Origin of the sequence: Amnibacterium kyonggiense, from assembly GCF_004364555.1 — a bacterium.
Classification (GTDB): Bacteria; Actinomycetota; Actinomycetes; order Actinomycetales; family Microbacteriaceae; genus Amnibacterium; species Amnibacterium kyonggiense.
Genome location: NZ_SOAM01000001.1, coordinates 1,295,660 through 1,320,288 on the forward strand (window position 1 = coordinate 1,295,660; position 24,629 = coordinate 1,320,288).

27 protein-coding genes are annotated in these 24,629 nt (G+C 73.8%); 19 read left to right on the plus strand and 8 right to left on the minus strand.

What is annotated here, in order from left to right:
• Positions 1–95 precede the first annotated feature (95 nt).
• The 3 genes from CLV52_RS06600 (at position 96) to CLV52_RS06610 (ending at position 3,853) form a co-directional block, all read left to right on the plus strand.
• A complete protein-coding gene (locus CLV52_RS06600; RefSeq protein WP_133765445.1) occupies positions 96–2,030 on the plus strand; it encodes a right-handed parallel beta-helix repeat-containing protein in 1,935 nt (644 codons plus the stop codon).
• A gap of 210 nt (positions 2,031–2,240) precedes the next feature.
• Positions 2,241–2,498, plus strand: a complete 258-nt coding sequence (locus tag CLV52_RS06605; protein ID WP_133765446.1) for a DUF6458 family protein — start codon at positions 2,241–2,243, stop codon at positions 2,496–2,498.
• A gap of 20 nt (positions 2,499–2,518) precedes the next feature.
• On the plus strand, positions 2,519–3,853 hold the full coding sequence (locus tag CLV52_RS06610) for a serine/threonine-protein kinase (protein WP_133765447.1): 1,335 nt from the start codon (positions 2,519–2,521) through the stop codon (positions 3,851–3,853).
• 10 nt (positions 3,854–3,863) lie between these two features.
• Here CLV52_RS06610 and CLV52_RS06615 read toward each other — a convergent pair whose 3' ends face one another.
• The 3 genes from CLV52_RS06615 to CLV52_RS06625 all read right to left on the minus strand — a co-directional run bounded on the left by CLV52_RS06615 (position 3,864) and on the right by CLV52_RS06625 (position 7,755).
• Positions 3,864–4,514 (minus strand): SGNH/GDSL hydrolase family protein, encoded by a 651-nt coding sequence (locus tag CLV52_RS06615; protein WP_133765448.1) that lies wholly within the window; start codon positions 4,512–4,514, stop codon positions 3,864–3,866.
• A gap of 71 nt (positions 4,515–4,585) precedes the next feature.
• Positions 4,586–6,958: a bifunctional lysylphosphatidylglycerol flippase/synthetase MprF gene (locus tag CLV52_RS06620; RefSeq protein ID WP_133765449.1), complete on the minus strand. Its 2,373-nt coding sequence runs from the start codon at positions 6,956–6,958 to the stop codon at positions 4,586–4,588.
• Between the two features lie 122 nt (positions 6,959–7,080).
• Positions 7,081–7,755: a response regulator transcription factor gene (locus CLV52_RS06625; RefSeq protein ID WP_246017989.1), complete on the minus strand. Its 675-nt coding sequence runs from the start codon at positions 7,753–7,755 to the stop codon at positions 7,081–7,083.
• Between the two features lie 178 nt (positions 7,756–7,933).
• Between CLV52_RS06625 and CLV52_RS06630 the strand changes: the two genes are divergently transcribed.
• A complete protein-coding gene (locus CLV52_RS06630; RefSeq protein ID WP_133765450.1) occupies positions 7,934–9,604 on the plus strand; it encodes a glycosyltransferase family protein in 1,671 nt (556 codons plus the stop codon).
• Positions 9,567–10,322, plus strand: a complete 756-nt coding sequence (locus tag CLV52_RS06635; protein WP_133765451.1) for a polyprenol monophosphomannose synthase — start codon at positions 9,567–9,569, stop codon at positions 10,320–10,322. The genes CLV52_RS06630 and CLV52_RS06635 overlap by 38 nt, the downstream gene beginning before the upstream one ends.
• A gap of 16 nt (positions 10,323–10,338) precedes the next feature.
• Here the strand turns inward: CLV52_RS06635 and CLV52_RS06640 are convergent, their stop codons facing one another.
• Positions 10,339–10,734, minus strand: a complete 396-nt coding sequence (locus CLV52_RS06640; protein ID WP_133765452.1) for a VOC family protein — start codon at positions 10,732–10,734, stop codon at positions 10,339–10,341.
• A 130-nt stretch (positions 10,735–10,864) separates the two neighbouring features.
• Here CLV52_RS06640 and CLV52_RS06645 point away from each other — a divergent pair, with 130 nt between their 5' ends.
• The 10 genes from CLV52_RS06645 to CLV52_RS06685 all read left to right on the plus strand — a co-directional run bounded on the left by CLV52_RS06645 (position 10,865) and on the right by CLV52_RS06685 (position 16,584).
• The gene (locus CLV52_RS06645) at positions 10,865–12,463 is read left to right on the plus strand and encodes a Na+/H+ antiporter (protein ID WP_246017990.1); all 1,599 of its coding nucleotides are present in this window, start codon (positions 10,865–10,867) and stop codon (positions 12,461–12,463) included.
• 117 nt (positions 12,464–12,580) lie between these two features.
• Complete coding sequence (locus CLV52_RS06650) at positions 12,581–13,126, plus strand: RNA polymerase sigma factor (protein ID WP_133765453.1); 546 nt, start codon at positions 12,581–12,583, stop codon at positions 13,124–13,126.
• Complete coding sequence (locus CLV52_RS06655; protein ID WP_133765454.1) at positions 13,123–13,713, plus strand: hypothetical protein; 591 nt, start codon at positions 13,123–13,125, stop codon at positions 13,711–13,713. The genes CLV52_RS06650 and CLV52_RS06655 overlap by 4 nt, the downstream gene beginning before the upstream one ends.
• Positions 13,710–13,982, plus strand: coding sequence for a hypothetical protein (locus CLV52_RS06660; RefSeq protein ID WP_133765455.1), 273 nt, complete (start codon positions 13,710–13,712; stop codon positions 13,980–13,982). Before CLV52_RS06655 ends, CLV52_RS06660 begins: the two co-directional genes overlap by 4 nt.
• A gap of 189 nt (positions 13,983–14,171) precedes the next feature.
• Positions 14,172–14,636 (plus strand): Asp23/Gls24 family envelope stress response protein, encoded by a 465-nt coding sequence (locus tag CLV52_RS06665; protein ID WP_133765456.1) that lies wholly within the window; start codon positions 14,172–14,174, stop codon positions 14,634–14,636.
• Entirely contained in the window at positions 14,633–14,824 is a 192-nt protein-coding gene (locus CLV52_RS18335; RefSeq protein ID WP_162850644.1) for a DUF2273 domain-containing protein, read from the plus strand. The genes CLV52_RS06665 and CLV52_RS18335 overlap by 4 nt, the downstream gene beginning before the upstream one ends.
• Positions 14,821–15,183: a hypothetical protein gene (locus tag CLV52_RS06670; RefSeq protein ID WP_133765457.1), complete on the plus strand. Its 363-nt coding sequence runs from the start codon at positions 14,821–14,823 to the stop codon at positions 15,181–15,183. The genes CLV52_RS18335 and CLV52_RS06670 overlap by 4 nt, the downstream gene beginning before the upstream one ends.
• Complete coding sequence (locus CLV52_RS06675) at positions 15,180–15,761, plus strand: Asp23/Gls24 family envelope stress response protein (RefSeq protein WP_133765458.1); 582 nt, start codon at positions 15,180–15,182, stop codon at positions 15,759–15,761. The genes CLV52_RS06670 and CLV52_RS06675 overlap by 4 nt, the downstream gene beginning before the upstream one ends.
• A complete protein-coding gene (locus tag CLV52_RS06680) occupies positions 15,758–16,354 on the plus strand; it encodes a hypothetical protein (protein ID WP_133765459.1) in 597 nt (198 codons plus the stop codon). Before CLV52_RS06675 ends, CLV52_RS06680 begins: the two co-directional genes overlap by 4 nt.
• A 59-nt stretch (positions 16,355–16,413) precedes the next feature.
• Entirely contained in the window at positions 16,414–16,584 is a 171-nt protein-coding gene (locus tag CLV52_RS06685) for a CsbD family protein (RefSeq protein ID WP_133765460.1), read from the plus strand.
• 147 nt (positions 16,585–16,731) lie between these two features.
• Here CLV52_RS06685 and CLV52_RS06690 read toward each other — a convergent pair whose 3' ends face one another.
• Both CLV52_RS06690 and CLV52_RS06695 read right to left on the minus strand, forming a co-directional pair.
• Positions 16,732–17,460: a nuclear transport factor 2 family protein gene (locus CLV52_RS06690; RefSeq protein WP_133765461.1), complete on the minus strand. Its 729-nt coding sequence runs from the start codon at positions 17,458–17,460 to the stop codon at positions 16,732–16,734.
• Positions 17,457–18,416, minus strand: a complete 960-nt coding sequence (locus tag CLV52_RS06695; protein WP_133765881.1) for an NADP-dependent oxidoreductase — start codon at positions 18,414–18,416, stop codon at positions 17,457–17,459. Before CLV52_RS06695 ends, CLV52_RS06690 begins: the two co-directional genes overlap by 4 nt.
• Before the next feature lie 79 nt (positions 18,417–18,495).
• Here CLV52_RS06695 and CLV52_RS06700 point away from each other — a divergent pair, with 79 nt between their 5' ends.
• Together CLV52_RS06700 and CLV52_RS06705 are read left to right on the plus strand one after the other, a co-directional pair.
• Positions 18,496–19,467, plus strand: coding sequence for a GlxA family transcriptional regulator (locus CLV52_RS06700; protein WP_133765462.1), 972 nt, complete (start codon positions 18,496–18,498; stop codon positions 19,465–19,467).
• Positions 19,468–19,625: 158 nt separating this feature from the next.
• Entirely contained in the window at positions 19,626–20,477 is an 852-nt protein-coding gene (locus tag CLV52_RS06705; protein ID WP_133765463.1) for an NAD-dependent epimerase/dehydratase family protein, read from the plus strand.
• 50 nt (positions 20,478–20,527) lie between these two features.
• On the opposite strand, the gene CLV52_RS06710 is transcribed toward CLV52_RS06705, so the two are convergent.
• Entirely contained in the window at positions 20,528–21,352 is an 825-nt protein-coding gene (locus tag CLV52_RS06710; protein WP_133765464.1) for an alpha/beta fold hydrolase, read from the minus strand.
• Positions 21,353–21,534: 182 nt separating this feature from the next.
• Between CLV52_RS06710 and CLV52_RS06715 the strand changes: the two genes are divergently transcribed.
• Both CLV52_RS06715 and CLV52_RS06720 read left to right on the plus strand, forming a co-directional pair.
• Positions 21,535–22,869, plus strand: a complete 1,335-nt coding sequence (locus CLV52_RS06715) for an HNH endonuclease (protein WP_133765465.1) — start codon at positions 21,535–21,537, stop codon at positions 22,867–22,869.
• A gap of 48 nt (positions 22,870–22,917) precedes the next feature.
• Positions 22,918–23,805, plus strand: a complete 888-nt coding sequence (locus tag CLV52_RS06720; protein ID WP_133765466.1) for an SDR family oxidoreductase — start codon at positions 22,918–22,920, stop codon at positions 23,803–23,805.
• Between the two features lie 12 nt (positions 23,806–23,817).
• Here CLV52_RS06720 and CLV52_RS06725 read toward each other — a convergent pair whose 3' ends face one another.
• The gene (locus tag CLV52_RS06725) at positions 23,818–24,576 is read right to left on the minus strand and encodes a TetR/AcrR family transcriptional regulator (protein ID WP_246017991.1); all 759 of its coding nucleotides are present in this window, start codon (positions 24,574–24,576) and stop codon (positions 23,818–23,820) included.
• Positions 24,577–24,629: the final 53 nt, after the last annotated feature.

Consider the following 24,629-nt stretch of genomic DNA (forward strand, 5'->3'; position numbering starts at 1 on the left):
GAGCACGAAGAGGAGCGGCGGTGGTGGCTGCCGCGACCGCCGCGTTCGCAGTCGGTGTGCTGGGATCCCCGGGGGCAGCAGCCTCCGCCGCCCCGGTGCATCGCACGCACACGCGGGTGATCGTGGTGTCGCCGCACGGGAGCGACCGCGGTGCGGGGACGTCCCGTTCGCCGCTGCGGACGCTGCAGGCCGCGCAGGGGTGGGCGAGGACGGCCGCGAAGCACGGCGACGCCGTCACGGTGCAGCTCCGTGGCGGCACCTACCGGCTCGCGAAGCCGCTCGACTTCGGCCCGGGCGACTCCGGCCGGAAGGGTGCGCCGATCACCTGGACCGCGGCGCCCGGCCAGCACCCCGTCATCTCCGGCGGCACCGCCGTCCGCGGCTGGCGACCCGCGGACGCGGGGAGCGGCGTGTGGGTCGCCTCCGTGCCGAAGGGGCGTGACAGCCGCCAGCTCTACAAGGACGGCGCCGCCGTGCCGCGGGCCTCGATCCAGATCCAGCGGAGCGCGATCTCGGTGACCGACACCGGGTTCACGATCACCGATCCCGCCCTGGCCGCCCGGCTCGACGGGCTCCCGGACCAGCGCCGCATCGAGGTGGAGAGCCAGGACTCCTTCACCGACCGGTACGCCCCGGTCGCGAGCATCAGCGGGACGACCGTCACGATGCAGCAGCCCGCGTGGCGGATGAACAACTGGGGCTACGACACGCTCGCGAAGCCGTTCGCGGGCGGGACGCTGCTGCTCGAGAACTCGCGCTCCTTCCTCCAGGAGGGGCAGTGGTACCTCGACCCGCAGCACGGGAAGCTCTACTACCGCGCGAAGGCCGGTGAGCGACCCGCCGATTCCTCGTTCGTGCTGCCGCAGCTGCAGTCGCTCGTCCGCATCAGCGGCACGCTCGCCCGTCCGGTCCACGACCTCGCGTTCTCCGGCATCGCGTTCTCCTACTCGACCTGGCTCTCCCCGAGCACGTCGATCGGGTACGCGGACCAGCAGAACGGCGCCTTCATCCCGAAGGCCTACCCGCAGCCGGCCGACTACCTGACGTCGTGCCAGTCGGGCTGCAAGGAGTTCGAGGGCGCCCGCAACGGCTGGCACCAGATGCCGGCCGCCGTGCAGGTCGCCGCGGCGACGCGCGTCCGCTTCTCGGACGACGCGTTCACGCACCTCGGCCAGGTCGGGCTCGGGATCGGCAACGACGTGAACGCGAACGGTCGCGGCACCGGGCTCGCCGCGAGCAGCGTGACGGTGCACCACAACCTGTTCACGGACCTCGGCGGGGCCGGCGTCGTGGTCGGGGGCATCTCGCCCGACGCGCACCACCCGCGCGACCGCCGCATGACCGTGCGGGACGTGACGCTCGACAACAACCTCGTCACGGACGTGGCGAAGGACTACAAGGAGATGTCCGGGATCCTCTCGACCTACGTGACGCACGCGGTCATCGCCCACAACGAGGTGTCGAACCTGGCGTACGACGGGATCGACGTCGGCTGGGGCTGGGGCGCGAACGACCCGGGCGGCAGCAACGACTACCGGACCCGCGGCCTGTACGCCTACCAGCCGGTGTACACGACGCCGACGACGCTGAAGGACACGGTCGTGGAGGACAACCTCATCCACGGGACGAAGAAGGTCTTCCACGACGGCGGCAGCCTGTACAACCTGTCGGCGAACCCCGGCGCGGTGTACAGCGGCAACTACATCTACGACAACCTGCACACCGTCGGGCTCTACCTCGACGAGGGGTCGCGGTACGTCACGATGCGGAAGAACGTCGTGCAGGACAGCGGGGTGTTCATCTTCACGAACTCCTACGCGGACAACGACACGCTCGACGACGTGATCGAGCAGAACTGGTACAACGACGGCGTCGTGCAGACGCCGAACGCCGACACCCACCGCATCACCGTGCGGGACAACACGAAGGTGACCGGCACCGACTGGCCGGCGGCGGCGAGGAAGGTGATCGCCGCGTCCGGGATCGAGCCGCGGTACGGGCACCTCCCGGGGCAGACCGACCCGCGCTGAGTCGACGGCAGGGGCGCGGGCCGTTCGGCCCCGCCCCTGCCGCTGTGGCACGGGTCCCGCCCGTGATCACAGGCGGAATTCAGCAATCGTGGGTACTACTTGTGGCTGCTGATCAGGGAAACCGATCAGCGGCCCGAACGAGCAGCATCCGGCCGAGCACCCTCTCGCCCGTTCCCGCTCGCGATCAGCACCCAACAGATCGGAGCACCCATGACCATGGGAACCGGCGTCGTCCTGTTCGTGATCGGCGCGATCCTCGCGTTCGCGGTCCACGTCCAGACCTCGTTCATCAGCCTGAACACGGCCGGATACATCCTCATGGTGGCCGGTGTCGTGGTCTTCGTGATCGGCCTCGCGCTCACGATCCGCGGCCGCCGATCGGTCACGACCACGAGCACCGCGGCGCCGAACGGCGTCGCCGGCACGACCCGGGAGACCACCCGCACCAGCGACGCGGACCGGCTCTGAGCATCGGCCGCACCGTCCGGATGTCATCCCTGCCCAGCCGCGTGATCGGCGACCGGTACGAGCTCCTCGAGGAGATCGGCCGCGGCGGCTCCTCCACGGTCCACCGCGCCCGCGACGTGCGCGAGAACCGCTGGGTGGCCGTCAAGGTCGTCCCCGTCAGCGAGACGCCGGAGGCGCAGCGCCGCTGGCGCCGCGAAGCGGAGGTCGTGTCGTCCCTCCGGCATCCCGCGCTCGTCACGGTGCTCGACCAGGACCTCGGCGTCGACGTCGCCGTCCTCGTGATGGAGCTGCTGCCGGACGGGAGCCTGCGCGACCGCCTCCGGCTCGGTCCGCTCGCGCCCGCCGTCGCGGCGACCATCGGTGCGGACGTCGCCGCGGCCCTCGCGCACATCCACGACCGCGGCGTCGTGCACCGCGACGTGAAGCCGGCCAACGTGCTCCTGCAGGTCCGGCCCGACGGCGCGGTGCGCGGCAAGCTGACCGACTTCGGCATCGCGAAGCTGCTGGAGTCGACGGCGACCACCACCTCGACGCTGATCGGGACCGCGCTGTACCTCAGCCCGGAGCAGGCCCAGGGGCAGGCGGTCGGCACGCCCTCCGACGTCTACTCCCTCGGGCTGACGCTGCTCGAGGCCCTCACGGGCCGTCCCGCCTTCCCCGGCACGATCGCCGAGTCGCTGACCGCCCGGCTGCTCCGCGACCCGAGCATCCCTTCCGGGTTCGGCTACGGCTGGCGGTCGCTGATCACCGCCATGACCGCCCGCGACCCGGAGCACCGCCCGTCCGCGGAGGAGGTCGCCGCCCGGCTCCTCGCGATCGCGGAGGACGACCCCGTCGCCGACACCGTCGAGCTCGCTGCGGTCACCGACCGGACGACCCGGCCGCTCGACGTCGCGAGCCGGCGTCCGCGGCGCCGACCGGTGCGCGTCGGGCTCGCTGCGGCCGCCCTGACGGTCGGCCTCATGGCGTCCGGGACGGTGATGGCGGCGACCCCCGCGTTCGCACCCGCCGCGCAGCAGGCCGCCGCGGCGACCACGACCCAGGAGCGCCCGACGGCGTCGCCCTCCCCGAGCGCTGCGCCGTCCACCGCTGCGCCCTCCTCGACGGCGCCGTCGCACCGGACCGTCTCGACGGCCTCGACGCGGTCCGAGCGGAGCACCACGCCGTCCCGCGCCGCCTCCGCAGCGACGCCCGCGCCCCGCCGCGCCCCGGCACCCGCGCCGAAGCGGGCCGCGTCGCCGCGCGTGAAGCAGCACGGGAAGCCCGCGGAGCACCGCGAGCACGGCGCGCAGCGCGGCCCGGGCGCGAAGCACGGCGCGAAGCCGGGGCACGGCCCCGGCGGCCCGAAGCGCTGACCGGATGCGCCTACCGCGTCAAGCGCGGGTAGAGGTGCCGGAGGGCGGACGCGAGCCGCCGGCCCAGGTACTCCTGCCCCGCAATGGTCGGGTGGTGGTTCTCCGGGTCGAGCACGGTCCACGCCCGGCGCACCGGGACCCACTCCCGCTGCAGCATCGAGACGTACGGCACGCGCTCCTGCCCGGCGACGCGCTGGAGCACCCGGTCCACCGCCAGCTGGTCCCGGTCGACGGGCAGCGGGTCGGGCCCGGGCCCGAGCAGGACCGGTCTGGCGGCGGGCAGCCGGTCGCGGACCAGCGCGATCGTCTCCACGGCGGCGCTCGCGATGCCGTCCTCCACCGCGTCGCGGTCGTTGCTGCCGCCCTGCAGCACGGCGATCGCCGGTCGCGCGTCCCGGTCGAGGGCGCGCAGGCGGTCGGGGTACGACACGCCGTCGTCGGACCCCTGCACGTAGCCGGTGCCGGACACGGCGTCGACGGACGCGGCCCAGCCCAGCCGGGCGGCCGCGACCTGCCCGAGGGCTCGGTCCGGGTCGGCGTACAGCCCGGCCGCCCAGGAGTCGCCGAGGACGAAGAGCGTCCGCGGCGGGGCCGTCGCGCCGAGCGTCACGAGCGAGGCGGCGCCCACGAGCACCGCCTTGCGCCGGGTCAGGTGCAGCATCATTCGATGATGGGCGCGCGGCGCACGATCGGCACCTCCGGCCCGTGTCCCGTTCATCCGGTGTGCACGGCTCACCGGACGGCGGAGACCAGCCGGATCGCGGCCTTCGTCGTGAGGTGCGGGAGGTAGGCGCGGGTGAGGGCGACGCCCGTCGCCGGGAGCGCCAGCGAGTCGGGGTGCGCGAGCACGAGGGGCACCGCTGCCGGCTGGAACCTCGCCTTGACCGCGGCCGGGGAGGAGGACCCGCGTCCGGCCTCGAGCGCCTCCGCGACCGTGTCGAGCAGGCGGTCGAGCAGCACGTCCGTCCGGTCGCCGGAGGTCGACGGCGGCGACGTGCCGAGGCTCACGAACTCGAGCCCGTCGTCCCGCGCCCGCTCGACGACCGAGGCGATGAGGAGCTCCAGCACCCCGTTCGTCGCGTCCGCCGACCGGCGCAGGAGGTCGAGCGTCCACCCGACGAGGACCCCCTTCCGCCAGGTCGGCAGCCAACTCGTCGCGGCGAGCACGCGCCCCTCGCCGTCGACGGCGAGCATCAGCGCGACCTCCGGGTCCCGCAGCTCGTCGACGCCGCCGAGGGTGAAGCCGAGCTCCGGCGGGCCGCCCTCGGCGACCCGGTCCTCCGACATCGCCACGATCTGCGCCCGACGGTTCGGGCTGCACCCGCCCCAGGAGGTCCAGACCGCGCTCACGCCCCGCCGGGCGGCGCGGTCCGCGGCGGTGCGCACGTCCCGCGTCCACTCGGCGGACGGCGCGAACCCGCGGGGGTCGACGACCGCGTCCTCGCCCACGTCGACGAGGGACCAGCGGCCGGCCGCGGTCAGCCGTCGCCCGAAGGCGGCGGAGACCGCGTAGAAGGTCGGGGTCAGGCCGCGGTCGACGCACGCGGCGGCGAAGGCGCGGGCGGCGTCGACGCGTCCATCCGGGACGCCGACCGGCTCGCCGAGCGCGATCGCGACGCCGCCGACCTCGCGGAACGCGATCGCGTTCCGCCCGTCCTCCGAGAACCAGGTGCGGCCGCCGGGCCAGGTCGCCATCCAGGAGATCGAGCCCGGGCCGCCCTCCCGCAGCAGCGACCGGAGCCGCCGTCCGCCGTCGACGGACGCGTCCGCCGCGTCGAAGCGCAGGACCAGGGCGCCCGCCAGGACCACGGCCCACAGCAGCGGGCCGATCCAGTCGTCCACGAGGTGCGCCGGCTGGAGGACCGGCGTCGGGCCGAGCGCGGCCAGGTGGAGGAACCCGACGGGCGCGTAGCGCTCGGGCAGCCGGCGCAGCGCGGTGATGAGCGCGATCGGGCCGCCGAACTCCCCGGGCAGCAGCGCGACCGCGATGTCGGCCGCCGAGCCGACGACGACGACGGCCGCGGCCGCCGCGCCCAGCGCCCGCACGGTGCGGCGGCGGGGGAGCACGTCGAAGTGCCGGAGGTGGAGGAGCACGACCGCGGCGACGACGGCGGGGACCAGGATCGCCAGCAGCGTCTGCAGCGGGGGACCGTCGAACGGCCGCCCGGTCAGCGCCGCTCGGACGGCGGGCAGCACGCCGAACGCGACCGCCGTGAGCACCGCGATCAGGGCCTCGAGGGCGACCGCGAGGACGGCCGCGGCCCGGCGGCCGTGCTGCATGCCCCACGCGCAGGCCAGCAGCGCGGCCAGCAGCAGCACGGGCATGAGGGCGGCGCCCGGCCCGCTCGCGTGCAGCAGGGCGACGCCGCGCGCGCACGCGCCCGGGGCGTCGGCGTCGGCGCACCGCGCGGCGACCGTCCGGGCGGCGGGCAGCGGGTCGCGGACCAGCAGACCGAGCGGGCGGAGCGGGCCGGCGCCCGCGCGGGAGGTCAGGGCGACGAACGGGCCGACGGCCGTGACGCCGACGACCGCGGCGAGCAGGTTCCGAACCTCGTGGTGGCTGCTGCGGCGCCAGGTCATCCGGGGGAGGCGCCGGGCGAGCAGGCCGCCGAGCACGAGCCCGACGACGCCCGCGGCCAGGCGGCAGGCGTCGGCCGGCTCGTCCGAGGAGAGCAGCACGGCGACGAGCCCGGTGAAGCCGATCACGCGGATGCGCCGCCGCCACAGGGGGCCGGCGATCGCGCTCGCGGCCATGACCGCGCCGGCGGCCGGGATCAGCGGGTCGAGGAGGACCGTGCCGAGCGGCGCCTGCGACCAGACGCCGCGGACGAGGATGCCGGCGGCCTGCAGCCCGAAGCCCGCGGCGACGCCGAGCACCGTCGACGCGACCGCGACGAGCGCGGTCCGGAGGTGCCCGAGCAGGCGTTCCGCCGCGCCCATCACGACGGCGGCCATGACGAGGTCGACGACGAGGACTGCCGGCCCGGACGCGAACAGCGCGGCCGTCTGGCGGGCGAGGACGTGGGACCCGCTCGCGATCGCGAGCACCAGGAGCAGCGCCGCGAACCCGACGGAGACGGCGGAGCGGCGGAGCACCGCGGTCATGCGGGCAGGCTCCATCGGGTCGCGATCGGGACCGACGACGAGCAGCTGGGCATGACCGACCTCCGCGGTCGATCGTCCTCACCGCCGCGTCAGAAAGCTGCAAGACGCGGCAGCGCGCCGGGTCAGGGGTTCCCGACGCGGTAGCCCTGTCCGCGGACGGTGGTCACGATGTCGCGGTCGGTCTTCTTCCGCAGGTGGTGCACGTAGGTGTCGACGGTGCCGACCGCGTCGCCGGGGGAGAAGACGGAGCGGAGGATGCGCTCCCGCGACAGCGTCTGGTCGGGGTGCCGGGCGAGGAGGTGCAGCAGCTCCGCCTCCGTCCGGCTCAGCACGATCCGGCCCGAGTACGGGGAGTTGATGATCCGGGTCGTGGGCCGGAACTCCCAGTCGCCGATCATGATCGCCGCGTCGCGGTCGGAGTGCTCGCGCGTGATCGCCCGCAGCCGGGCCAGCAGCTCCGGCGCCGCGAACGGCTTGACGAGGTAGTCGTCCGCGCCCGCGTCCAGCCCGCCGACCCGGTCGTCGAGGGAGCCGAGCGCGGTGAGCAGGATGATCGGCACGCCGCGGCCGTCGGCGCGCAGCGTCCGGACCAGGTCGAGCCCGTCGCCGTCGGGCAGTCGCCGGTCGAGGACGATCGCGGCGAAGTCCCGGCCGGTCGCCAGGCGGAACCCGGTCGCGGCGTCGATCGCGAGCTCCACCGCGTAGTCGTTCGCGAGCATCGCGACGGTCATCGGCCCGATCCGCGGGTCGTCCTCGATCAGGAGGAGCGGCGGGAGCGCGGTGGCGCGCTCGCTCACGATCCGCGCCCGGACGGCGGAAGGGGTCGCGTCGGCATTCGCATCAGGTCATCGTGCACCGAACGACCGGGCGCCCGCTCGGATCGCGTTTCCATGAGTTCCCTGAGAGACGCTCGTGCGCCGCGTCGGGCGTCGCTTCCTGACAGATTTCTTGAGCGGTCCGCTCGAGGTTGGGTCCATGCCGTCCGAACCGACCGCTCCGAGCGACGTCCCGAGGCCGATCCCCGTCCTCGACCGCGCGCGCGACGCCCCGGTCGAGGACGGCGTGCGGACGCCGGAGCCGGGCCGCGCCGGCGTCCGCCTCCTCGTCGAGCGGCTCGAGCCCGTCGGCATGCGCATCGGGCTGCTCGGGCGACGGCTCGAGATCGTCGTCCCGGTCGCGATCGGCCTCCTCGCCTTCGGGCTTCGGCTGATGGTGCTGCTCCGCGGGGGCGGCCTCGGCGCCATCGGCGACTACGACGACGGCGTCTACTACACGGCCGCGGCGTCGCTGCTCCACGGCCACCTGCCGTACCGCGACTTCCTCTTCATCCAGCCGCCCGGCATCGTGATCGCCGCCCTGCCGTTCGCGGCGATCGGCACCGCCGCCGGCGACTCGGTCGGCTTCGCGCTCGGCCGCGTCGCCTTCGAGCTCATCGGCGGACTCAACGCCGCCCTCGCGTACTTCGCCGTCCGGCGGTTCGGGCGGACCGCGGCGATCGTCGCCGGCGTCGTCCTCGCGGTCCTGCTGCCCGCCGTCTACTCGGAGCGGTCGATCCTGATCGAGCCCCTCGGCACGCTCGGGATCCTCGGGTGCCTCGTGCTCCTCTCCCGGCGGGACTCCGCCCTGTCGATCGTGCTCGCCGGCGTCGCCGCCGGGTGGGCGGTCGACGTGAAGATCACCTACGTCGTGCCGGTCCTCGTGATCCTCGTGCTCGGGACGCGGCACCGGCTGCAGTTCGCAGGCGGCGTCGCCGCGGCGCTCGCGCTCGGCTACGGGCCGTTCTTCCTCCCCGCGCCGGTCGCGGCGTTCCGGGAGATCGTCCTCGACCAGCTCGGCCGCCCGGTGTCGCACGACCTCATGACCCGGGTGATCGACATCGTCGGCGCCCGTCCGGTCGGGCCGCTCGACCTGCTGCACGTGACGCTGCTGATGCTCGTGCTGATCGCCATCGCCGTCGGCGTCGCGCTGACCGTCCGCGGCGCGAAGGTCTTCCCGGTGATGCTGCTGGCGGACGCCGCGCTGCTCGTCCTCACGCCGTCCTGGTTCGAGCACTACGCGGACCTCACCGCGCCGCCCCTGGCGCTCTGCTGCGGCATCGCCGTCGCACGGCTGGTGCGGCGCGTCCGCCCGACGCCGGTGCGCGGCGCGCTCGCCGCGGTCGTGGCCGTCGTCGTCCTGCTCGGCGGCCTGGCGACCGACCACGTGGAGGAGGGCAGGGCCGTGCCGCCGCAGTTCGCCCGCGCCGTCCGCGCGGTCGGGGGCTGCGTCACCACCGACGACCCGACGCTGCTCGTCGTCACCGACGTGCTGACCCGCGACCTGAGCGAACCGCGCTGCACGGTCTGGCCGGACGTGAGCGGGTGGACGTACGACCGGTACGCCGAGAAGGACGCGCACGGACGCCCGGTCTCGCGGGCCGACAACGCGCGGTGGCAGCGCGCCGTCGTCGCCTACCTCGAGGCCGGGCACGCCACCGTCCTGGTCCGGCCGGTCGCCACCGGCCTCACCGTCGCCAGCCGGCGGCACATCTACCACCAGCCCCTCGTCCTCCGGGTCGGGACCCTCGGGCTGCACCTCACCACGACCACCACCGGAACGGAGGCCCGCCATGAGCGGCACCATCATCTGCATCCCCACGTTCGATGAGATCGACAACCTCGGCCCGCTCGTCGCGGGGATCCGCGAGGCCGCGCCGGACGTGCACCTGCTGGTGATCGACGACGCCAGCCCCGACGGCACGGGCGAGCTCGCGGACGCGATCGCCGCCGAGGACGCGCACGTGCACGTCCTCCACCGGTCCGGGAAGCAGGGGCTCGGCCGCGCCTACCTCGCGGGCTTCGCCTACGCCCTCGAGCACGGCTACGACGTGGTCGTCGAGATGGACGCCGACGGATCGCACCGCGCGGTCGACCTCCCGGCGCTGCTCGACGGCCTCGAGGACGCGGACGTGGTGCTCGGCTCCCGGTGGATCGCCGGCGGCCGCGTCTCGGGCTGGCCGCTCCGCAGGCAGCTGCTGTCCCGCGCGGGCAACCTCTACGCGCGCCTGCTCCTCATGCTGCCGGTCCGGGACGCGACGGGCGGCTTCCGCGCCTACCGCGCCGCGACCCTGCGGCAGCTCGGCCTCGACACCGTCCGGAGCGACGGCTACTGCTTCCAGGTGGAGCTCGTCCACCGCGCGATCGAGTCGGGCGCCGTCGTGCACGAGGTGCCGATCACGTTCCTCGAGCGTCGAGCCGGCACGAGCAAGATGAGCGGCCGCATCGTCGTCGAGGCGCTGCTGCGGATCGCGGTGCTCGCGCTCGCCGGACCGGCCGTGCGCCCCGGAGCCGTCGCCGGCCCGCTGCAGCCGGCCGAGCAGCGCTGAGCGCCGGGGGCGGCGCTCAGTCGCCCTCGGGCTCCAGGAACTCGAGCCGGTTGCCGAACGGGTCGGCGGCGTAGCAGCGGCGGAAGCCGGGGAAGGCGTCGTCCCAGACCACCGCGTGCCCGGCCTGCTCCAGCGCCGCCGCGACCGCGGCCACGTCGTCGACCAGGACGCCCGGGTGAGCCTTCCGGGCCGGCGCGAACGGGTCCTCGACACCGAGGTGCAGCTCCACGCCGCCGCCGCGGAACCAGCAGCCGCCGCGCGCGGCGAGCACGGCCGGCTTCTCCAGCTCGAGCATGCCGAGCGCGTCGGCGTAGAACGCGCGCGCAGCGTCCTCCCCGCCGCGCGGCATCGCCAGCTGGGTGTGGTGCAGCGCGACGAGGGCCGGGCGCCCGGCGTCGGAGGTCTCGGGCATGCGGCTCCTCGGTCGACGGTCGGCTCCGTCGCAGCGTAGGCCGGGCCGGCGCACATCGCACGTGCGGGCGGCGGGGTGCAGACTCCCGGGGCCCCGCGCCGCGCGCATCGGACGCGGCGGGGCGACGGCGGTGCCACTGCCCGGAACGAAGGGGCGGATCCTGCTCGGTCTCGAACTCGTCGTCGTGCTCGGCGCCGTGGTGCTCGCGGTCGGCGCGCTCGCCCGGCGGATCCGGGTCGCTCCACCGATCGTGCTGCTCGTCGCGGGCGTGGTGCTCGGCTTCCTCCCGCTGCTCCGCGACGTCGCGCTCCCGCCCGAGGTCGTGCTCCTGCTGTTCCTGCCGGTGCTCCTCTACTGGGAGAGCCTCACGACGTCGCTCCGGGAGATCCGCTCGAACCTGCGGAGCGTGCTGCTGACGAGCACCGTGCTCGTCGTGGTCACAGCCGCAGCGGTCGCGGTCGCCGCGCACGCGGTCGGACTCGACTGGGGAGCGGCGTGGGTGCTCGGCGCGGCGGTCGCGCCCACCGACGCGACGGCGACCGGGGCGCTCGCCGGTGCGCTGCCGCGGCGCACGCTCACCGCCCTGCGGGCGGAGAGCCTCGTCAACGACGGCACGGCGCTGGTCCTCCTCGCCGTCGCCGTCCAGGCCGCGGTGGGCCGGGAGGAGGTCACCGCGCTGCAGATCAGCGGACTCGTGCTGCTCTCCTACGTCGGCGGCATCGCGCTCGGGCTGCTGGTCGCGGCGCTCGAGACGCTGCTGCGGCGGCGGATCGACGACCCGCTGCAGGAGAACGTCGTCACCGTGCTGGCGCCGTTCACCGCCTACCTGCTGGCCGAGCTGGTCGGCGCGTCCGGCGTGCTCGCGGTCGTGGTGTGCGGGCTCGCCATGAGCCAGATCGGGCCGCGCGTCGGGCGCGCGGACACGCGCGTGCAGACGAACGCGTTCTGGACGCTCACCACGTACCTGCTGAACGGCGCGCTCTTCGTCCTCGTCGGCATCGAGCTGCACGCCGCGGCGCGCGGGCTCGACACGCGGCAGGTCCTCGTCGGCGTCGGCGCCGTCGCGCTGATCACGGCGGTCGTCGTCGCCGTCCGCTTCGCCTTCCTCTTCGGCTCGGCGGGCACCATCCACCTCCTGACCCGGCGCCGGCCGGAACGCGGGCCGCGGCAGACGAACCGGGACCGGCTCGTGCGCGGCACCGCGGGATTCCGCGGGGCGGTGTCGCTCGCCGCCGCGCTCTCGGTGCCGACCGCGATCGCGTCGGGGCGCGCGTTCCCGGACCGCGACCTCGTGATCTTCATCACCGCGGGGGTCGTCGGCGTCACGCTCGTGCTGCAGGGGCTGCTCCTGCCGCTCGTGCTGCGTCGCGCCGCGCTGCCGCCGGACGAGGACGTCGAGCACGAGCTGGAGGACGCGGAGATCGCGGCGACGACCGCCGCGCTCGAGTCCTTGCCGGCCGCCGCCGAGTCGCTCGGCGTCGGCGAGATCGCCGTCGAGCGCAGCCGCCGCGAGCTGGAGGCGCAGCTGCGGACGTTCCGCAGCGAGGAGGACGACGACCTCGACGAGGACCAGCAGGCGGAGCGGGACTACGCCGCCCTCCGGCTCGCGCTCGTCCGCCGGAAGCGCGAGGTGATCCTCGGGCTGCGCGACGAGCGCCGCATCGACGACATCGTGCTGCGGCGCATCCAGGCCCGGCTCGACAACGAGGAGGTCCGCCTCGCCGACTGAGCCGCGGGTCCGGCCGCGGTCCGGCTCCTGGTCACCCTCGCGCGCGACAAGGTTGCGTTCGAGCAATGTCCAGCCCTCGCCCAGAGTTCGCCGTGCTGGTACCGCGATGCTGCACTCATGTTCGACGCGTCGCCCGGTGCACTGGCGCAGGCGAGCGATGCACTTCTCGTCGACCGCGCGGCCGACGGTGACGGCCGTGCGTTCGCCGTGCTGCTGCGCCGCCATGCGCCGGTGCTGCGCGCGTACGTGAACCGGCTGACGCGGCGACCGTCCGAGACGGACGACGTGCTGCAGGAGGTCGCGATCGCGGCGTGGCAGGCGCTGCCCGGTCTCGAGAACCCCGAGCACGTGAAGGCATGGCTATTCCGCATCGCGGAGCGGCAGGCGTTCGCGCTCCTCCGCCGTCAGCCGCAGCACGTCGAGCTCGACGAGGAGATCCCGACGCGCGGCGACGAGGAGGACCGCTCCGACGCCAGACACGCGATTCGCGCCGCACTCACACGGTTACCGGAGCAGCAGGCGCAAGTCTGGGTGCTGCGCGAGGTCGGCGGACTCTCGTACGCGGGGATCGCGGAGCAGCTCGGCGTCCCCGAGAGCACCGTCCGCGGAGCCCTCGCGCAGGCCCGGAAGAAGCTGCTCGACACGATGGGAGGCGCTCGATGACCGACGCACCCGTGTCCGGCGTACCCGCGGCCGACGACTTCGACGGGCACACGCTCGAGGAGCTCGCCGAGTACCTCGACCGGGGTCGGTACCCGGTCGACCCGTCCATCGAGTCCTCGCCGGCCTGCCGGATCGCCCTCGCCGGCCTGCAGCGACTGCGCGAGATCGCCGGTCCGCTCCTGCAGCAGGAGGCGGACGCCGCGGCGCGCGACGACCGCTGGATCGACGAGGTGCTCGGCCGGATCTCGCTGGAGTCGCGCGCCGGTCGTCGGTTCCCGTTCCCGGACGTCCCCGTCGGGACGGAGGCCGTCGTCACGGAGGGCGCCCTGCGCGGCCTCGTCCGCGCGATCGGCGACTCGATCCCCGGCGTGCTGACCGGCCGCGTGCGGTTCGAGCCGGACGAGTCCGGCACTCGCCTCGACCTCGCCGTGGACGTCACCGTCTTCTACGGCACGTCCATCCAGAGCGCCTCGGCGGCGTTCCGCGAGCGGATCGCGCTGCTGCTGCCGCGGCACGCGCCGTTCGCCGTCGGCGCGCTGGACCTCCGGGTGCGGGACGTGCTCGAGCGCGGGCCGGAGCAGCCGTGACGAACGGTCTCGCGAGCCGCCGCGCCGCGATCGAGCTCGACGTCGTCTCGCTGCCGGGCGTCCGTGCGCTCTACCCGTCGTCGCCGCTGCCCGGGGCGCCGAAGGTCGTCATCTCGGAGCACGGCGGCGCCGCGCGATGCGAGCTGCGCATCGCGGTGGACGGCGACGTGGCCGCCGAGGACCTGATCCGCGAGGTGACGGTCGCCGTCCGGCGTGCGGCGGGGGACGACGCGCTCGAGCTGCACATCGAGCTCGCCTCGATCGACTGACCGCGCGGCCTACCCCTCTGCTCGAGTCCGGCCCTCCGCCGGGCACGGTCCTTCGACGCTCCGTGCACTCCGGACGCCTCTATCTGCATGATTACTGAGAGTCGACTGATCGCCGTGACGAATGGGCGTGAGCACGCCTCTCCCTCTGTGTCGAAGCAATCGATCGACCAGCAAGGAGAAACGGAACCCATGTCGAACACGACGCCCACCGCCCAGCCCACGGCTCGGACCAGCAAGACCGTCACGGCCACGACCGACAGCCTGAACGCGGACACGACGCACGGCACGACGACCGTCGAGGACTCCGTGGTGGAGAAGATCGCCGGCATCGCCGCGCGTGAGGTGCCGGGCGTGCACGACCTCGGTGGCGGCGCCGCTCGCGCGATCGGCGCGCTCCGCACCCGCATCAACCAGGCCGACCAGGGCCAGGGCGTCTCGGTCGAGGTCGGCGAGAAGCAGGCCGCCGTCGACATCATCGTCGTCGCCGAGTACCCCGTCGCGCTGCACCGCGTCGCGGACGGCATCCGCTCCGCGGTCACCACCGCGATCGAGACCCTCGTCGGTCTCGAGGTCACCGAGGTCAACGTGACCATCGCCGACGTGAACATCCCGACCGACGACGACAGCGCCGACGAGGCGCCCCGCGTCCAGTGACGACGTCGCAGCAGGGCATGGCCATCGCCGCCGTGCTCGCGATCGTCTGGATCGCGTTCAACTTCGGCGCGATGATCCTGGTCGCCCTCGCCATCGTGCTGGGCTTCCTGATCGGCCGCTACGTCGAGGGCCGGCTGGACGTGTCGGGCATCGTGTCCGCCGTCCGCGGCCGGCGCAGCTCGTCGTGAGCGCCGACCGGCCGACCGCCGGCCGGACGGTCGTGTCGGCGCGGGCGATCGAGAAGATCGTCCGCGCCGTCACCGCCCACGAGTTCGGCGTCGACGTGAAGAGCGTGGCCGCCGACCTGAACGACGAGGCGGGTCGCCTCGACCTGGCCGTCCGCACTCCGATCCGGGTGGTCTCCATCCGGCGGGCGCAGGACGACCCGCGTTCCATCGAGCGGTCCGGCGGCAGCGTCCTCGCCCGTGCGGGACGCAGCGAGCAGGCGATCGTCGACCAGGTCGGGTCCCTCACGGGGTCGACCGTGTCACGGCTCGCCGTCCGCCTCACCGGGGCGGAGATCAAGCAGGAGAGGAGGGTCCGATGACCACCGACGCGCGCCTCAAGCAGCACGTCGTCCGACGCGAGCTGCACTCGCCGAAGTCCGGGCTCGCCATCGTCCTCGCGCTGATCGCGATCGTCGCGCTGGCGTGGGTCGGCACCGAGTCGGTGCTCGCCGCGCTCGGCCGTCCGGCCCTGCTCCTGTCGCCGTCGGCGATGGCGGCGGGGGCCCGAGGGCTGCCGTCCCTGCAGCCGGGCGTGCTCATCGCGGTGGGCGCGGTCATCGCCGTCATCGGCCTGGTCCTCGTCATCGCGGCGCTGACGCCGGGTCGGCGCGGGCGCCACATCATCGGCGCCGGCAGCACGGCGGCGGTGGTGAACGACGAGGTCATCGGCTCGGCGCTCGTCCGCACCGCGTCCTCCGTGGCCGGCATCAGCCCGGATCGCGCGGTCGCGGAGGTCGGTCAGCGCAGCGCCACCATCCGGCTCACGCCGGTGTCGGGCGTCGCGCTCGACCGCGCCGCTGTGGAGCGGGCCGTCGCCGAGGCGGCGGACGGGCTCGGCGTCACGCCGGCCATCCGTACCCGTGTGGTCATCGACAAGAAGGGGAAGGTCGGCGGATGAACAGCACCAATCGCGGTCTGAACCGCTTCTTCATCCTGCTCGTCGGGCTGCTGCTCATCGCAGCGGGCGGGGCCGTCGCCGTGCTCGGCGCCGTTCCCGCGGTCGCCTCGCAGGCGAAGTCGATCGCACGGCAGCTCGCCTCGGGCGCGCAGCCGTGGGTCGCGGACCCGACCGTCGGGAAGGCGAGCCTGCTCGTGCTCGGCATCGCGCTCGTCGCGCTCGTGCTGATCGTCCTGCTGCTCGTCTTCATCGGCCGGCAGGGCCACGGCCGGTCGGCCGCGGCGCTCCGGCAGGGCGACGGCGCGATGAGCACCCGGGTCGACCTCGCGATCCCGAGGGCGCTGCTCGAGGAGCACCTCTCGGAGCGGGACGAGCTCGCAGGCCTCCGGATCTCGGCCTACGAGGTCCGCGGGACGCCGATGCTCAAGATCACGGCCCGGTGCCGACGCGGCGTCTCGCCCGCGGAGGTGTCGACCATGATCGGCCGCGCCGTCGACGACCTCGAGCGGATCATCGGCACGGACGTCCCCACGTTCGTGCAGCTGACCGGCGGCTTCCGCGCCGGCAGCGCCATGCGGAGCCAGGTCGCCTGACCTGGCCGAACCGGCCGGGTCGCCCGACCCGGTCCTGACAACAGTAAGGAGCACGTGCCATGGCACTGGACGACAAGATCAAGAACGCTGCGGAGAACGTGGTCGGCAAGGCCAAGGAGGCCGTCGGCAAGGCGACCGACAACGAGCGCCTCGAGGCGGAGGGCAAGGCCGACCAGACCGAGGCGAAGGTGAAGAAGACCGGCGAGGACGTCAAGGACGTCTTCCGCTGATCCGCTGAGCACCACGAAGGGCCCCGCCCGGGCATCGCCCGGGCGGGGCCCTTCGTCGTCCCCGCTGCGCCGCGCAGGTGTCGCGGCTCCGGCGGGCGTCCGGCGCGCCGCCCCCGGGAGGCGGCGAAGCGGTGCGGTCGAACCGCCTCAGAAGGCGCCGTTGTCGTGGGGGAGGGTCGCGGGCACGGGCACCACGAGGCCCCAGTGCTCGACGATGCGGCCGCCCTCGACGCGCCACAGGTCGTTGACGATCAGCGGTGCCGCGTCGCCGCCCTCCGACCGGGTGAAGACGAGGTCGCCCTCCGCGATCACCTGGTGGACGACGCGGTACCGGATCGGCGTGCCGTCCGCGCCTCGCGGCCGGTCGACGGGGGCGCCGCCGCGTGCGTGGTCGACGGAGGCGTCCCCGACGAACCGCGCGGCCGCGCCAGCGCCGTCGCGGAGCACGACCTCCGCCCACTCGCGGACGAGTGCCCGGTTCGCGTCGCTCTGCTCGAGCTCCGCCGGGGCGGTCGGGCCCTCGACCGGAGCGCGGTCGTCCGGCCCCGCTCCGCCGAGGGGGCCGAGCGCGTCCCAGTGCTCGACGATGCGCCCGTTACGGACCCGCCACACGTCGAAGCCGACCACCGGGGCAGGGCCGTACCCGCGGTAGAGCCCGTGCGTGACGACGAGGTCGCCGTCGGCGACCACGCGGAGGAGCTCGTAGCCGAAGCCGGGCGGGAGGTGGTCGAGCAGCGCGCGCACGCCGGCGAGGCCGTCGACGCCGAGTGCCGAGTGCTGACGGTAGACGGGGCCGAAGAGGTCGTCGATCACGCCCGGGTCGCGGTCGCCGAAGAGTCGGTGGAGCGCGGTGGTGACGGTGGTCGCTGAGGTCATGGTGCTGCCTGCCTGTCGGTGTCGAGGGGATCGGCGTCGTCCGGGACGAGGACGACCTTCCCGGGGCCGTGCGCGGCCGCGTGCGCCGCGGCGGCGTCCCGGAACGGGTGGACGGCGGCGACGACGGGCCGGAGCGCACCCGCCGCGACGAGGTCGACCAGCGCGCTGAGGCCCAGCCGGTCGGACTCCACGAACAGACCCGTCGCGCGCACGCCGCGCTCGCGCGCGCCGTCGGCGAGCTCGGCGAGGCGCTGTGGGAGGGTCGTGACGTACACGCCTCCCTGGCGCAGCACGCGGATCCCGCGGGCGGGGTCGCCGCCGACCGTGTCGAACACGACGTCGAGCCCGGTCAGCGCCTCGCTCCAGTCGATCGAGCGGCGATCGAGCACCTCGGCCGCACCGAGCGCCCGGACGAGCGCCTCGTTCGTCCCCGAAGCGACCGCGATGACGTGGGCGCCGCGGGCGGCGGCGATCTGCACGGCCAGGTGGCCGACCCCGCCCGCGCCGCCGACGACGAGCACGCGGTCCCCGGGGGAGACGTCCGCCGTCTCCACGAGCGCCTGCCACGCCGTCAGGCCCGCGAGCGGCAGGGCGGCGGCCTCCACGTGCGACAGCCCGTCCGGCCGGCGCACGAACGCGCGGGCCGGACCGACGGCGAACTCCGCGTACGCGCCCGCGCCGCGGGGGAACGGCAGCAGGCCGAAGACCTCGTCGCCCGGCCGCACCACGGTGACACCCGGACCGACGGCGGCGACGACGCCCGAGACGTCCCAGCCGAGCACGAACGGCGGCCGGCCGCTGAAGACGCCCGTGCGGCGGTTCATCTCGTCCGCCGGGTTCACCGCGGCGGCGTGGACCCGGACGAGGATCTCGCCGATCGACGGAGCGGGCCGGTCGATCTCCGCGAGGTGGAGGACCTCCGGGCCGCCGAGCTCGTCCTGGGTGATGGCGGTCATCGTGGGCACGACGTCGACGCTAGGGAGCGGGAGGTCGCACGCCCACGTCCGAATCGTCACCTTTCGATACGATCACGCCATGCCGTCGGACCGCCCGCACCGCGTCGTCGTCCTCGCGCAGGACGGCGCGTACCCCTTCGAGCTCGGCATACCGGCACGGGTGTTCGGCGCGACCGACGGCCTCTACGAGGTGCTGCTCTGCACGCCGACCGGCGGGCCGATCGAGACCAACGCCGGATTCGCCGTCACGCCGTCCACGGGAAGCGAGGTCCTCGCGACCGCCGACACCGTGATCGTCGCCCCCGTCGACCCGTGGCGACTGCGTCCCGAGCTGTCGGCGGAGACGGCGGCGGCGCTCGACCTGGTGCGGTCCGACGCCCGTCTCGTGTCGATCTGCACGGGCGGCTTCACCCTCGCGGCCGCGGGCCGGCTGGCCGGTCGCACCGCCGCGACGCACTGGCAGTGCGCTCCGCTGTTCCGCTCCTGGTTCCCGGACATCGAGCTCGACGAGCACGTGCTCTTCACGGGTGACGCGACGGTCATGACCTCCGCGGGGGCCGCGTCGGGCATCGACCTCTGCCTGCACCTGATCCGGGTCGACCACGGCGTCGAGGTCGCCACGACCGCCGCCCGCCGCTGCGTCGTCGCACCGCACCGGGAGGGCGGCCAGGCGCAGTTCATCGAGCGGCCCGTGCCGGACGCGCCCGACCTCTCCACCTCGCCCACGCGCGAGTGGGCGCTCGCGCGGCTCGCGGAGCCGCTCACGATCGAGCGGATGGCGCAGCACGCGCACATGAGCGCCCGGACGTTCGTCCGCCGCTTCCGCGCCGACACCGGTCTCGCGCCCGGGCAGTGGGTGACGCAGCAGCGGCTCGCGGCGGCGCGCAGCCTGCTCGAGACGACGGACCTCCCGATCGACGAGGTCGCGACCGCCGTGGGGTATGCGACGGCGACGTCGCTGCGGCGGCATCTCGCGGCTCGCCTGGGGACGTCGCCGTCGAGCTACCGCACCGCGTACCGCGGCCGGGAGGACGTGCTCGCCGGCGTGTGACGGGTCCGCCTCCGCCGAAGCGCGCTGCCTCCCGCTGCTCGGGCGCGGACTCGCCACGAGACGCCCTTCGCGCAGCCCGGAACGGGCACGACGTCGCAGGTCCGCGCCGGAGCGCACGCTCGACCGGGCGCTCAGGGAGCCGGTGCGAGCCTGACGGGATGCACGTCGTCATCACCGGAGCAACCGGTCTCATCGGATCCGCCGTCGTCCCGCAGCTCGTCGCCCGGGGCGATCGGGTCACCGCCCTCGTCCGCAGCGCGGAGTCCGTCCAGAAGGTCCAGTCCGCAGGAGCAGCGGGCGCGCTCATCGACTTCGGGGACCGCTCCGCCATCGCGGACGCGTTCGCGGAGGGCGACGCCGTCATCCACCTCGCCGCGGCGGGCGACGACGCCGAGGCGTTCGACCGCCGCGTCGCCGAGGCGGCGATCCAGGCCCTCGGCGGGACCGGGAAGCCCTACGCCCACACCGGCGGCGTCTGGGTCTACGGCTCCGGCGACGACCTGACGGAGGAGACCCCGTACGACGCCCCGGCGATCACCCGGTGGCGGCTCGCCGTGATCGGGTCGCTCGAGGCGGCGGATCTGGCCCTCACCGTCCTCCATCCCGGGATCGTCTACGGCGACGGGGGCTCGGGCATCCCGCAGCTGCTCGGCGGGCAGCCGCGCACGGACGACGGCGCCCTGACGACGCTCGGCCGCGGTGAGCAGCACTGGACCACCGTCCACGTCGACGACCTCGCCGCGCTCTACGTCGCGGTGGTCGCCTCCGGCACCGGTCACGGCGCCGTCCTCGGCGTGAGCGGCGTGAACCCGTCGGTCGCGGACCTGTCCAGCGTGATCGCCGGCGATGCGGGCGTGATCGGCGAGGACCCGGTGGCGACGAGGGCGCGCCTCGGCGACGGGTTCGCGGAGGCGCTCCTCCTCGACCAGCAGGCGTCCGGCGCGAAGGCGCGCGGCATCGGCGGCTGGACGCCGACGCGGCCGACCCTCGCGGAGGAGCTCGGCCGGTAGGCGGCACGGCCCACCGGACGCGCGATGCGCACCCGGCGGGCCGCGTCACCTCAGGACTGCAGCCAGGCGAGCAGGTCCGCGTTGATCGTCTCGGCCTGCGTCGTCGGCATGCCGTGCGGGAATCCCGGGTAGGCCTTCAGCGTGCCGTTCTGCACGAGCTTCACGGATAGCGCGCCGGCGTCCTCGAACGGAACGATCTGGTCGTCCTCGCCGTGCATGACGAGCGTCGGAACCGAGATCTTCTTCAGGTCCTCGGTGAAGTCCGTCTGCGAGAACGCGACGATCCCGTCGTAGTGCGCTTTCGCACCGCCCATCATCCCCTGGCGCCACCAGTTCTCGATGATCGCCTCGGACGGCTCCGCGCCCGGCCGGTTGAACCCGTAGAACGGGCCGGAGGGCAGCGCGCGGTAGAAGTTCGAGCGGTTCGCCGCGAGCTGCGCCTGGAGGTCGTCGAAGACCGACTTGGGCAGGCCCCCGGGATTGCTCTCCGTCTGCACCATGATCGGCGGCACCGCGCTGATCAGGACGGCGCGTGCGACGCGGTCCTCGCCGTAGGTCGCGATGTAGTGCGCGACCTCGCCGCCGCCGGTCGAGTGGCCGACATGGACGGCGTCCCGGAGGTCGAGGTGCTCGACGACCGCGCGGAGATCCGCCGCGTAGTGGTCCATGTCGTGCCCGTCGCTCACCTGGGTCGACCGGCCGTGGCCGCGGCGGTCGGCGGCGACGACGCGGTAGCCCTTCGACAGGAAGAACAGCATCTGCGTGTCCCAGTCGTCGGACGACAACGGCCAGCCGTGACTGAACACGATCGGCTGGCCCGAACCCCAGTCCTTATAGAAGATCTCGACGCCATCACTGGTCTGCACGGTGGGCATGCGCGTACTCCTGTCTTCGAGGAAGCCGGGTCGTCGGTCGACGACCCGGTGCGTCCGAGTGTTCCGCGTCCACCTTTCGTGCAGATGACGAGATCGTTCGGCTGCGTGCCCTCCGTCGCCGACCCGTCGAGTTTCGTAGTCGTGTTCGAACCTCTGTCGGTGGGGCGTGGTGGGATGCGAGCATGTCGGAACCCACTGATGGAGGCGGCGACCCACCGCCGGAGAACCCGTTCGCCCAGTTGGACGCGCGCGAGGAGCTGTTCACGAAGTCGTTGCAGCACGCGGACCGGATGGTGAACATGGCTGCCGCGGTGCGGCTGCGGCTGATGCTCGCCGGGTTCGACGGGATGCTCCTCGAGGAGCAGGAACAGACCGGTCAGGTCCCGCGTCCGGATGATCCGGTGGTGTCGGGGTTCCTGCTGCATCAGGCGAACGAGCTCCGGCTCACGCGCTTCGCGATCCAACGCCGGCTGGACGCGGCGCGGGTGCTGCGGGATTCGCTGCCGAAGACGTGGGCGGTGTTCGAGGCCGGCCTGGCGTCGGAGGACGCCGTCGTGACCGCGGGGACCCTGGCGGTCGGGCTCCGAGCCGAGCACTTCCCGGTGTTCGATGCGAAGGCGGCGGGACTGGTGCAGGCGGAGCGGGCGACGGCGGTCGAGCGGCAGCTGGCGGACCTCCGGGACGAACTCGAACCGGAGCTGACGACCGAGCAGCACGTCGAGGCGACCAACCGGCGGACGGTGCGGGCGCGGGCGACCAGGGATGGGCAGGGGGTGCTGGAGATCCACTCGACCGCGGTCGACATCGCTGCCGCGTACGACCGGATCCGCAAGCACGCCGTGACCGCGCACGGGCGGGAGGGCGAGTGCCGCACCCTGGGCGCGTTGATGGCCGACCTCGCCATCGACGCGGTCCTGACCGGGACCATGCGCAGCACGGGTGAGGGTGGCCCGTCGTACCCGTTCGAGCGCCTCGGCGAGACCGGCGAGCCCGGCGACAGCACCCGGAAGCTGATCGACGCGACGATCACCGTCCTGATCCCGGCCGACACCGCCATCGGTGCGGGCGACGCGCCGGCGACGGTCGCCGGGATGGGATCGATCGACGCCGAGACCGCCCGCACCATCGTCACGCACACCCAGACGTGGACTCGCGCGGTGGTGGATCCGGTGGATGACGTGATCCTGCAGTTCGATTCGCACGAGCGGTACATCCCGGCCGGGCTGAAGCGGCTCCTGCACCTCCGGCAACCCACCTGCGGGTGCGGGTGCGGCCTGCCCGCGCACCGAGCGGACATCGATCATGTGCAGCGGTTCGAGCACGACGGCCGGACCCGGCACCAGAACCTCCAGGTCCTCTGCCGGCGAAGTCACCTCGCCAAAGACGCCGGGTTCGCCGACGTGGTGATCGGCGAGGACGGGGTGCCGCAATGGCGGAACAAATGGGGCGGGGTCCAGAAGATGAAGACCGCCTTCCGCATCCGCACCATCGACCAGTCGGACAACACCCCCTTCTGACGCGGGCGTCGCCGACGGGCGTCCAGACGGCGGGCGCATCATCGGCGCATGAGCCAGTACGAGAAGCGTGATCCGCGGACCCTGTACCCCGCACCGCCGTTCCCGAAGCAGGAGCAGTCGCTGCCGGGCGCCGCTTGGAAGATGGATCCTGAGCCCGACCACGGCGAGCAGAGCTACGTGGGCAAGGACCGTCTGACGGGCTTCCGCGGCATCGTCACCGGAGCGGACTCCGGGATCGGGCGCGCCGCGGCGATCGGCCTCGCCCGCGAGGGCGCCGACCTCGTCCTGTCCTACCTCCCGGACGAGCAGGAGGACGCCGAAGCCGTCCGCGATCTGCTGGAGGGCGAAGGGCGCCGAGCGGTGCTCTTCCCGGGCGACATCAGCGACGAGCAGTACTGCAAGGACCTCGTGCAGAAGGCCGTCGACGAGCTGGGCGGTCTCGACACGCTCGTCATGGTCGCCGGCCGGATGGACAGCAACGACGACATCCTCACGCTCGAGACCGCCGCGTTCGACTCGACGTTCAAGACCAACATCTACTCGCTGTTCTGGCTGACGAAGGCCGCGGTGCCGCACCTGGAGCCGGGGTCCACGATCGTCACCACGAGCTCGACGCAGGCGTCCTCGCCGTCGCCGGACAAGATCGACTACGCGGTGTCGAAGGGCGCGATCAAGCTGTTCACGCAGGCGCTCGCGCAGCAGCTCGCGCCGAAGGGCATCCGGGTCAACTCGGTCGCGCCCGGTCCGGTGTGGACGCCCCTGCAGCCGGGCTCGGACGACGCCGAGACCGTGTCCTCCTTCGGGGAGGACTCGCCCCTCGGGCGCCCCGGCCAGCCCGCGGAGCTCGCGGCGGCCTACGTCCATCTGGTGAGCCCCGAATCGAGCTACCAGACCGGATCGGTCATCTCCGTGGCGGGCGGCATGCCCGTCTTCTGAGCCCTCGCAGCGTCAGGGCGCGGCGTCGGATGCACCGGCGCCGCGCTCCGCCTGCAGGCGCAGGCCGTCGAGCAGGAGGTCGAGGCCCGAGCGGAACACGTCGAGGTCGTCGTGCACGGCCATCTCCCCGGCGACGTGGTGGGCGAAGGGGAACCGCTCCGGGCCGAGCTCGCGCCAGCGCTGGCCGAGGACCTCGAGGAACTCGGACCGCGTCAGACCGCTCTCCAGGAACTCCTTGGGCGGCGGCTCCGCCAGGTCCGCGGCGACGCCGACGACGTAGCTGACGATCGACGACACCGCGTGGAACTGCTGCCGCGGCGTCAGGTCCAGCCGCATGAGCTGCTGCCCGAGCCGCTCGAACATCGCCATCGAGTTGGGCTGCATGCCGCTGTTCCGGAGCATGAACTGCCCGAACCACGGCCGGCGGACGAACTCGTCGAACAGCGCCACGGCGATGGCCCGCACGTTCGCGATCGGGTCGGGGCCGTGGACGAGCGGCTCCGTCTCGACCAGGACCCGGCCCATGACCTCCTCGGTCGCCTTCTCGAGGAGCTCGTCCCGGCTGCTCACGTACCAGTAGATGCTCGCGACGCCGCCGCCGAGCCGCGCCGCCAGCGCGCGGAACGTCAGCGCCGGCTCGCCCGACTCGTCGAGGATCGCGATCGCTTCGCCGAGCACCGTGTCGAGCGAGTGCGAAGCGCGCTGGCGCCCACGGGCCGGCGTTCGAGCCGGCGCTGCTCCCGCGGCCGCCATCGGTCCGTCCCCTGCCATGCGCCCATCGTATCGAACACCGTTCTACGAGGGTCGAACCGATGAGTGTCGTG

What these genes read in the sequence shown, in the direction of transcription:
- CLV52_RS06605 (WP_133765446.1), top strand. Translation starts at nt 2,241, where the DNA reads ATGACCATGGGAACCGGCGTCGTCCTGTTCGTGATCGGCGCGATCCTC.
- CLV52_RS06610 (WP_133765447.1), top strand. Translation starts at nt 2,519, where the DNA reads ATGTCATCCCTGCCCAGCCGCGTGATCGGCGACCGGTACGAGCTCCTC.
- CLV52_RS06615 (WP_133765448.1), bottom strand. Translation starts at nt 4,514, where the DNA reads ATGCTGCACCTGACCCGGCGCAAGGCGGTGCTCGTGGGCGCCGCCTCG.
- CLV52_RS06620 (WP_133765449.1), bottom strand. Translation starts at nt 6,958, where the DNA reads ATGACCGCGGTGCTCCGCCGCTCCGCCGTCTCCGTCGGGTTCGCGGCG.
- CLV52_RS06630 (WP_133765450.1), top strand. Translation starts at nt 7,934, where the DNA reads ATGCCGTCCGAACCGACCGCTCCGAGCGACGTCCCGAGGCCGATCCCC.
- CLV52_RS06635 (WP_133765451.1), top strand. Translation starts at nt 9,567, where the DNA reads ATGAGCGGCACCATCATCTGCATCCCCACGTTCGATGAGATCGACAAC.
- CLV52_RS06640 (WP_133765452.1), bottom strand. Translation starts at nt 10,734, where the DNA reads ATGCCCGAGACCTCCGACGCCGGGCGCCCGGCCCTCGTCGCGCTGCAC.
- CLV52_RS06650 (WP_133765453.1), top strand. Translation starts at nt 12,581, where the DNA reads ATGTTCGACGCGTCGCCCGGTGCACTGGCGCAGGCGAGCGATGCACTT.
- CLV52_RS06655 (WP_133765454.1), top strand. Translation starts at nt 13,123, where the DNA reads ATGACCGACGCACCCGTGTCCGGCGTACCCGCGGCCGACGACTTCGAC.
- CLV52_RS06665 (WP_133765456.1), top strand. Translation starts at nt 14,172, where the DNA reads ATGTCGAACACGACGCCCACCGCCCAGCCCACGGCTCGGACCAGCAAG.
- CLV52_RS06675 (WP_133765458.1), top strand. Translation starts at nt 15,180, where the DNA reads ATGACCACCGACGCGCGCCTCAAGCAGCACGTCGTCCGACGCGAGCTG.
- CLV52_RS06680 (WP_133765459.1), top strand. Translation starts at nt 15,758, where the DNA reads ATGAACAGCACCAATCGCGGTCTGAACCGCTTCTTCATCCTGCTCGTC.
- CLV52_RS06685 (WP_133765460.1), top strand. Translation starts at nt 16,414, where the DNA reads ATGGCACTGGACGACAAGATCAAGAACGCTGCGGAGAACGTGGTCGGC.
- CLV52_RS06690 (WP_133765461.1), bottom strand. Translation starts at nt 17,460, where the DNA reads ATGACCTCAGCGACCACCGTCACCACCGCGCTCCACCGACTCTTCGGC.
- CLV52_RS06695 (WP_133765881.1), bottom strand. Translation starts at nt 18,416, where the DNA reads ATGACCGCCATCACCCAGGACGAGCTCGGCGGCCCGGAGGTCCTCCAC.
- CLV52_RS06700 (WP_133765462.1), top strand. Translation starts at nt 18,496, where the DNA reads ATGCCGTCGGACCGCCCGCACCGCGTCGTCGTCCTCGCGCAGGACGGC.
- CLV52_RS06705 (WP_133765463.1), top strand. Translation starts at nt 19,626, where the DNA reads ATGCACGTCGTCATCACCGGAGCAACCGGTCTCATCGGATCCGCCGTC.
- CLV52_RS06710 (WP_133765464.1), bottom strand. Translation starts at nt 21,352, where the DNA reads ATGCCCACCGTGCAGACCAGTGATGGCGTCGAGATCTTCTATAAGGAC.
- CLV52_RS06715 (WP_133765465.1), top strand. Translation starts at nt 21,535, where the DNA reads ATGTCGGAACCCACTGATGGAGGCGGCGACCCACCGCCGGAGAACCCG.
- CLV52_RS06720 (WP_133765466.1), top strand. Translation starts at nt 22,918, where the DNA reads ATGAGCCAGTACGAGAAGCGTGATCCGCGGACCCTGTACCCCGCACCG.
- CLV52_RS06725 (WP_246017991.1), bottom strand. Translation starts at nt 24,576, where the DNA reads ATGGCAGGGGACGGACCGATGGCGGCCGCGGGAGCAGCGCCGGCTCGA.